This window comes from Anaerovibrio sp. JC8, from assembly GCF_002100115.1.
GTDB lineage: Bacteria > Bacillota > Negativicutes > Selenomonadales > Selenomonadaceae > Anaerovibrio.
Map to the genome: position 1 here is coordinate 48,778 of NZ_ANBM01000013.1, position 7,851 is coordinate 56,628.

Consider the following 7,851-nt stretch of genomic DNA (forward strand, 5'->3'; position numbering starts at 1 on the left):
TTAATGAAGAAAAATCAAAACAGTCTAAAAAAATATATAGTGGCTGACAAATATGGTGATATGTCTGCAGAGGACTATTTAAAGTCTGTGATGAAGGTGTCCAGCCGCAACCGTCAGCGCCTTTTTCGCTCCAAGAATGTCTTTGTAAACGGCCGTCCGGTTCATTCCAAGCAACGGATCAAGGGTGGTGACATGGTGGCTATTCGCCAGTTTGCCGATGATACCTATGGGGTAAAGCCACAGATTGGACCGGTGGATGTGCTGTATGAGGATGATGCAGTTATAGTGCTGAACAAGCCAGCGGGTATGCTGGTACATCCGGCGGGTCAGACAGACAGCTTTACCCTGGCCAATTTTTTGGCGGGATATTTTCAGGAGAAGGGGCAGACAATTACTATCCGCCCCCTGCATCGTCTTGACCGTGATACCACAGGCTGTGTGCTGTTTGCCAAAAAGCCGGAGTATCAGACCAGGCTGGAGGCCCAGCTAAAGGCCAATACCATGCATCGGTTTTATCAGGCTATTGTTATGGGGACCGGAATTATGGAGGTATATCCTGATGGCTGTATTCGGGAAAATATTGGCAAGGTGCCAGGCATGGCCAACAGGCGGCGGGTGGATACCAAGGGACAGCCGGCGGTGACTCATTTTAAGCTGGTGGAGGAAATGGGTCCCAATACGTTGCTGGAGTTATGGCTGGAAACAGGACGCACCCATCAGATAAGGGTTCACATGGATTATGTGGGACACCCTGTACTGGGGGACAAGATGTATGGCACTCCATCAAGATTAATTACCCGTCAGGCCCTTCACGCCAGCGGCATACAGTTCCAGCATCCTGTTACCGGGCAAATGGTGGAGGTTAATGCACCTATGCCGGCGGATATGCAGGAGTGCATGGAAAAATTAAAATCATATTGGAAATAAGAAAAAAGACTGTTTTGGCAGTCTTTTTTTGTCGATAAAAATATAAATGGCGGTCGTTTATTAAAAATATAATTTTCTTAGGGTAAAAAAAAGGATTTTTATTATTTGTGTAGAAAACTTAACTTGAATTAGAATAAGTTGTAAAGCAAAGGAATTTTAAGCAAATTGCAATCTGACTTTTTCTTAGGCATGTTGAGGAGGAGAATAGATTAAAGGGAGTGGTAATTTATGAACATGCAAAAAAAGGCAATTTTATTTTTCAGTATCTGTCTGATAGTTGTCTGTGTGGCTATGGGCTTTATCGGTTACAGGAATGCTGTATCTGGCTTCAGTAATGCCTTGACCGATCAGGTTCAAGGTGATGCCTGCTATTTGGAAGAGGTTTTGGCCAACAGATATCCAGGGGACTGGCATATCAAGAATGACCAGCTCTACAAGGGCGATACACTTATCAATGGCAAGACTACTACCATCGATATGCTGGGTGAAAAGACCGGAGATGCCATTACCATATTCCAGGGAGATACCCGTATTACCACCACGCTGAAAAAGGATGATGGCAACCGTGCTGTAGGCACCAAGTCTACTCCTGAGGTAGCTGATAAGGTTCTTAACAAGGGTGAGCAGGTTAATATGCAGACCCAGGTATTGGGCAAGCCTTATTTTGTTTGCTATAAGCCAATCAAGGATGCCAGCGGCTCCGTTATTGGTATGCTGTTCGTAGGTGTTCCGGCTACAGAGCTGGAGGCTATGGCCGGCATATTTATCTCTTATCAGGCTGTGGCTACCGTTATCCTTATCATAATAATGGGTATTGTAGTGACCCTTGCTGTACGTCGTACCTTGAGACCACTCAAGCAGGTTCAGAGTGCACTGGAGCATGTAGCAAACGGTGACCTCAGTATTCCTGATCTGGAGATTGATGGTTCTGATGAGATTGCGCTTTTGGCCCATGATACAAATGGCATGAAGAATGCCATCAGGACCCTGATGTCCAACATTGCCCAATCGGCTGAGCAGGTGGCTGCAGCCAGTGAGGAGCTGACTGCCACTGCCAACCAGACCGGTGACAGTATCCGTGCAGTTGCAAACAGTGCTGTTAAGATGGCAGAAAATAATCAGAGTCAGGTTATGGAGCTGGAAAACACTCATACCAAGGTCAGCGATATGAACAACGATATGGGCGAACTGACCCACTGCTCCAATGAGATGAAGACTGCAGCCAATAACAGTCTTAAGGGTGTTTCCAATGGTCAGGTAACCGTTCGTAAAGCTATTGATACCATGCACAATATGTCCCAGCAGATAGATGCTTCCTCCGTTATTGTGGAAGCCCTGGGTGAGCGTTCTGCCAGCATTGTGCAGGTTATTGAAACCATTTCCAATATTGCCAGCCAGACCAATCTGCTGGCTCTCAACGCTGCTATCGAGGCTGCCCGTGCCGGTGAGGCCGGTCGTGGCTTTGCCGTAGTAGCCGAGGAGGTTAGAAAGCTGGCTGAACAGTCTGAGATTGCCGCTCAGAGTATCTCTGAAATGATTACCACCATTCAGGCTGATACCATCAAGGCAGTTCAGGCCATGAAGGAAAACAACGAGGGTGTTCAGGAGGGTACAAAGATTGTATCCGAGGCCGGCGAAGCCTTTGATCAGATTTCTGATTTGATTAACGATATGAACAATCAGATTGATGTTTCCCTGAAGGCTATTGAAAAGACTGGTGTTGTCTGCAACGATATTCAGGGTATAATGGAAAATGTGGTTCAGCTGGGTAACCGTTCCGCTGATGAAGCACAGGGTGTAAGTGCTTCCACCGAGGAGCAGGCAGCCATGATGGATGAAATTGCCAGAGCAAGTACATCCCTGGCTGAGCTTTCCCAGTCCCTGCAGAATTACGTTACCAAGTTTAAACTTTAAGATTTTAAGTATATTGATGCGCCTGGGCTTTTGCCCAGGCGTATTATAATGTGGTAGAATACTTAATGTTGAGGTAACTAAATTAAGCGGGGGATTTGATAATGTCAGATATGGTTCATAATCTTAATGTAAAGGTATATATTGCGGATAGCTCCAAGCTCAGTGATGCGGCTTTGTTTCAGCGTTTATATGATACCGCCACCAATTACCGCAGAGAGAAGGTAGACAAGGCGGAAGAGAAGCGGGAAAAGCAGGCTGTATTGGCAGCCGGTGCCCTGTTAAGCAGAGCTTTAACAGAGGCTGGCTATAAAGAATCTGAATTGGATTTGCAGTTTAATAATAACGGCAAGCCTTTTTTTGCAAAGCATCCGGAGCTGGATTTTAGTCTGGCTTATTCCGGGGACAGGGCGATGTGTGCCCTGGCTGTGGCAGATGGTCCACTGGGGGCTGAAATAGGCTGTGACGTGGAGGAAAACACCAAGGAGCTGGCTGAGTATCTTGATGAATATAATATGACTGCCGATATGTGGACAAGACTGGAAAGCTATGCCAAAGCTACCCAATCTGATATGGAGAGTCTATTTTATGGCAGTGCTTCTGTTATTCCTGGTTTTATTTTTTCTCATCCGGAGCTGGATGACAACTATAAATATAATGTATGTTGCCGTACTAAAGTACCTTCTGAAAATATGATAATTATCGATTTTACAAAATAATTTAAAATTAATAGTTAAACCCTTTACCTTTAATAAATATTTTTTGTTATTTTCCTTGTGTTATTTAATTTACTAAAGTATAATTTAATAGTAATAATTTGTTAAATTTTGTTTGTTTTTTGTGATTAATTTATGAAAGGGTTTGATTATCATAAGACGCACGGATACAAAACAAAGAATATTAAATGAATCTTTAAAGCTATTTTCGGAATTCGGCTATGAAGCAGTTGGTGTGGAAATGATTGCTGCGGCAGTCAAGGTAACGCCGCCTTCTTTATATAAACATTTTTCCGGCAAGAAGGAAATTGTTGAGGCTATCAGCGATATGGTTGAGGAGCTCTACGAGGAGCATAGCCTTTCTGTCGCTGAATTGGATGATATAGATATTGAACAAATGGACGAGGATGCCTTTGTCAATTATCTGATGCCTTTTGTGGAGAATGTGCTTCACGACAAGACTTTAAAGAGTATCAAGAAGCTGCTTACCATTGAACAGTTCCGCAACGAGCGTATGCGCCTCATGTATCTTGAAAAATGCTATGAGATACCGGAGCAGCACACCCGTCATCTGGTGGAACGTCTTGTTAAACTGAGAAATCCAAAAAGAGACGTGGATATTGATTACATGACGAATGTTTTAACACACCCTGCTACCAATGTTATCAACAAGTGTTACTGTGATCCTACCTATGAAAAAAAGGGCTTGAATTTTTTGCGTGAGCATCTGCATCAATTTTGGATTTTTTATTTTGACTAACTTAATAATTATTAAAGGCTGGTACAATGGTCACGTTGTACCGGTCTTTTTGTTTGAAAAGAAGGAAAAAGTCCGGTAATTGCCTAATATTATAATTTAAGAATAATCCAAACAACTTTATGTGAGGTGACTTAAATGGAGGATAGTGCAAAACAATCCGGAACCTTTACTCTCAAGCATTATTTATTTTTGCTGGTATGGTGGCTTTCCCTGGGCTTTACCCTGGATACCAATTCAGCCCTTTTGGGCCTGGTACTCAGCTTTGTGTTCTTTGCCCTGACAGCCATGAATGTATTGAAAAAATCCATTCTTATCATGCTGGCGGTATTTATACTGACAGCCATTTTTCCGCCACTGGGACTGGCCGTGGCCTTTTTGGCCCTGATATTTTTCCTGCTGCGAATAACCTTTGTCATTGATAATTGGCGGGCCATTGCAGTGGGCCTGTACGCCTACGGCATATATCTTTTGGTGGTAATATTTAACTCCTTCTTTTATGAAACAGTTGTAGTGCAGGCCACCCTCAGAGTCGTGGAATTCTTCAATGCCGGTGGGGAAACCGCAGTAGAAACCTTTGGCCAGCAGGGTGTGGACGCCGTAAATGCCACCACAGGCTTCGTCAAGGAGGCCCTTCATGTTGGCTCCTATGTATTGCCGCTGTTTTTGGCCTTCTTCTTCCATAGGCTTCTTGGGTGGCTCTATGACCACGGCTATACTACGGACAAGGCCTTTTATGTTATTGGCCTGACACCATTGGTAATTATGGCCATGCTGCTGCCATTCCTGAAAATCGATTTGGCGGGAGATACCCTGTTTGCCGGTTCTTTGGCAGACGGGACAGACGGCGTTGCCGGAATTGACGGGGTAAATAACACCATTAATGTTCCTACAGTAGAGCTGCCAAGTCAGGTAACTACAGTATTTGACGCAGCCAATTTGGATGTATCCGGATGGTTTGTGGAAAATGCTGCCGGCTTATCCCCGGCCATCGAGTCATCAATAGCTACGGTGGCGGTACGGGGCGTATATGCCGGTGCTGAGCGGTTTGATGGCCAGACAGGCTTCCAGACCTTGTTTAAGGGTGGAGTGCAGACCATTACCAAAGAGGAAGAGGAGCATACGGTTATTACCAACGAAATGGGAGAAAATATCTCTGAAATCTACTACGATGCTGACAGCGATACTGAACGGATTCTGCTGGAAAACGGTACGGAGCTGATTTTTAATAATATGACCGGCACCATAGTGGACAGCAACGGCAAGCTCATGGCCCGTATACGGGAAAATGCCAATGGTGACAAGATATTGGTCACCACTGATGATAAAATCATTCGCACCTATCAGATGGACGGCATCATAAAGGATGGCAGGGGTGAAGTGATAGGTGAAGCCAAAATTGCTGTATAAGGGATAACAAATTCATAATGCCAATAAAAATGGGAGCCGCCATGCGACTCCCATAGTTTTTTTAGTGCTTATTTTTTCTTGATGTCATAGCAGAATACTTCGGAAATTTCCTTGTCGTAGCCTGGATAGAAGCCCTTTACCATACCGAGTACGATACGGGAACCACGGTTGTAGTGAACCAGCATCTGCTTCTTGGCCTTGTTGAAGGTAATGCCCTCAATTTCGCCCTGGAAGATAACGTCATCCAAGGTTCTCTCAAGAACAACGGTGGCATTGGACACACCTGGCTGAATGTCTACACGATAAACATGATCCGGCTCAACCTCGTCAGCAGTACCATCATCAGCAGTAAGGTAGAAGGAACCATTATAGTATGCCATACCCTGTACCCACTGTGGAGGACACTGGAGATGAACCTTGCGGAGATATTTGCCGGTCTTTAAATCATATTCATAGAGATAGCGTCCGGATTCCTCACCTACCCAGGAGCACATCCACACGGTCTGGGTATCTGGATTTACAGCTATGCCGGAGCATTCCTCCTGCCCGGATGCAGGCTCAAAGGAGAAGGTTCTCTTCAGCTTCAGGGTATCAGCATCATGAATGGCAATCTGAATGTCCTTGCCAACACCATCCATAAAGTTCTCTGCGCCCACATAGATTTCATTGTTGTAAACATCAATATCACCAATATGATTTGATGGAATGCTGTAGCCCTCAAATGGATTCTTGTTAATCTCAATCAGATTCCAGTTTTTGTCATATTTTGCAAGAGTCTTGGAACCGGAAACCCAGAAGAAATCACCCTCGGAAGCAACACCCTGACGGCCTTCAACCTGATGTACAGACTCCAACGTGTAGGTAGCCTTTGGCAGCATCTGCTTGGCATTGGTCTCAGGACGGCCCTCCAAAGGTGACAGTCCGGACATGCCGGTGGCTGCCATGGCTGTTGCTGACACACTCAATGCCAGTCCTAACACTGCTGCGGTTAATGCTTTCTTTTTCATTGTAAAACCCCTCCAAACTAATAAAAAAGTAAATATTGTGATGCTCCATATATCTTCCCCTGTATATAAAACATCACCTCACGGTGTAAAGTATTCAATATAGCCTTCCAAATTCCTTCTGGAGAGTAAAAAATAGGACAATATGTATATGTTTTTAAAAAATAATATTTATGGAGTAATAAAATAGGATTATTTTACCATTCATCTTAAGGTGAAATATTAAAATTAGATTAATACTTGATAAACTAGTACTAATTCCTCATAAAAAATCATGGAATTTTGTTCTGTAATTGTCAAACTATTGAAAAAAATCTCAAAATATGGCATATTGTTGTTGGGGAAAACTATATGCAGAGATAGAAGGGGTGCGTTGAATATATGAAAAATACATCACAGGAGATTTTTGTCAGATCGGATAGTATCCTGAAGCTGGGACAGAAAATGAACATTTCATTGCCGGATGACGATAGGACTTTCGTCACTAAAATTGAAGACATTTTTGATTGCAGTCTGGTTTTGTCAGTACCCTATGATGAGGACAGATGCCCGCTGATTATTTCTCCGGGAACAAACCTGACCTGTAATTTCTTTGATGGGAACAGTTATTATAAGTTTGTGGTAAATCTGGAGCGTCGGGCAAATGAGGTTATACCTGTATGGCATACTGATAAGCCGTTAAAGGTGCAGAAAATTCAGCACAGGGAATTTGTACGTATGAAGATTGAACAGCCACTGGTTGTCCACCTTGTGGATGAGGAGGATACCAAGGAATCCATGCTGTTCACGACCACCGTGGATTTAAGTGGTGGCGGAATATGCTTCCTTCTTGACAAGCCGCTTGAGGTGGGCAAACAGATTTCTGTTGAATTGGATGATATCCCGGGGATAGGATTATTCAGATCCACAGCATCAGTTGTCAGATATGCAGAATTTGAGGACAATGGAAACATCGGGTATCATATTGGTGCCAAGTTTACCCGTCTTAACCCAAAGATTCAGGATAAGATTGTTAATTTCATTTTTGATTTGCAGCGGAAGGCTTCCAAGCATACAATCAGACATTGATTTGTTTAAGCACTGGGCTTTAATTAGTCTGGTGCTTTTTTATTTGTTTTTGGTAAAA

7 protein-coding genes are annotated in these 7,851 nt (G+C 43.7%); 6 read left to right on the forward strand and 1 reads right to left on the reverse strand.

Going from position 1 to position 7,851, the window contains the following annotated elements; all coding sequences use genetic code 11:
* Positions 1-3 precede the first annotated feature (3 nt).
* From D081_RS11150 to D081_RS11170, 5 genes are all read left to right on the forward strand, one after another.
* Entirely contained in the window at positions 4-927 is a 924-nt protein-coding gene (locus tag D081_RS11150; RefSeq protein WP_085024247.1) for an RluA family pseudouridine synthase, read from the forward strand.
* A 228-nt stretch (positions 928-1,155) separates the two neighbouring features.
* The gene (locus D081_RS11155) at positions 1,156-2,841 is read left to right on the forward strand and encodes a methyl-accepting chemotaxis protein (RefSeq protein WP_085024248.1); all 1,686 of its coding nucleotides are present in this window, start codon (positions 1,156-1,158) and stop codon (positions 2,839-2,841) included.
* 101 nt (positions 2,842-2,942) lie between these two features.
* Entirely contained in the window at positions 2,943-3,557 is a 615-nt protein-coding gene (locus tag D081_RS11160) for a 4'-phosphopantetheinyl transferase superfamily protein (protein WP_085024249.1), read from the forward strand.
* A gap of 142 nt (positions 3,558-3,699) precedes the next feature.
* Entirely contained in the window at positions 3,700-4,314 is a 615-nt protein-coding gene (locus D081_RS11165) for a TetR/AcrR family transcriptional regulator (RefSeq protein WP_085024250.1), read from the forward strand.
* A 135-nt stretch (positions 4,315-4,449) separates the two neighbouring features.
* Positions 4,450-5,721 (forward strand): hypothetical protein, encoded by a 1,272-nt coding sequence (locus D081_RS11170; RefSeq protein WP_085024251.1) that lies wholly within the window; start codon positions 4,450-4,452, stop codon positions 5,719-5,721.
* Between the two features lie 68 nt (positions 5,722-5,789).
* Here D081_RS11170 and D081_RS11175 read toward each other — a convergent pair whose 3' ends face one another.
* Entirely contained in the window at positions 5,790-6,728 is a 939-nt protein-coding gene (locus tag D081_RS11175) for a hypothetical protein (RefSeq protein ID WP_085024252.1), read from the reverse strand.
* 378 nt (positions 6,729-7,106) lie between these two features.
* On the opposite strand from D081_RS11175, the gene D081_RS11180 reads away from it, so the two are divergent.
* On the forward strand, positions 7,107-7,793 hold the full coding sequence (locus tag D081_RS11180) for a flagellar brake protein (RefSeq protein WP_085024253.1): 687 nt from the start codon (positions 7,107-7,109) through the stop codon (positions 7,791-7,793).
* The last annotated feature ends 58 nt before the right edge of the window (positions 7,794-7,851 follow it).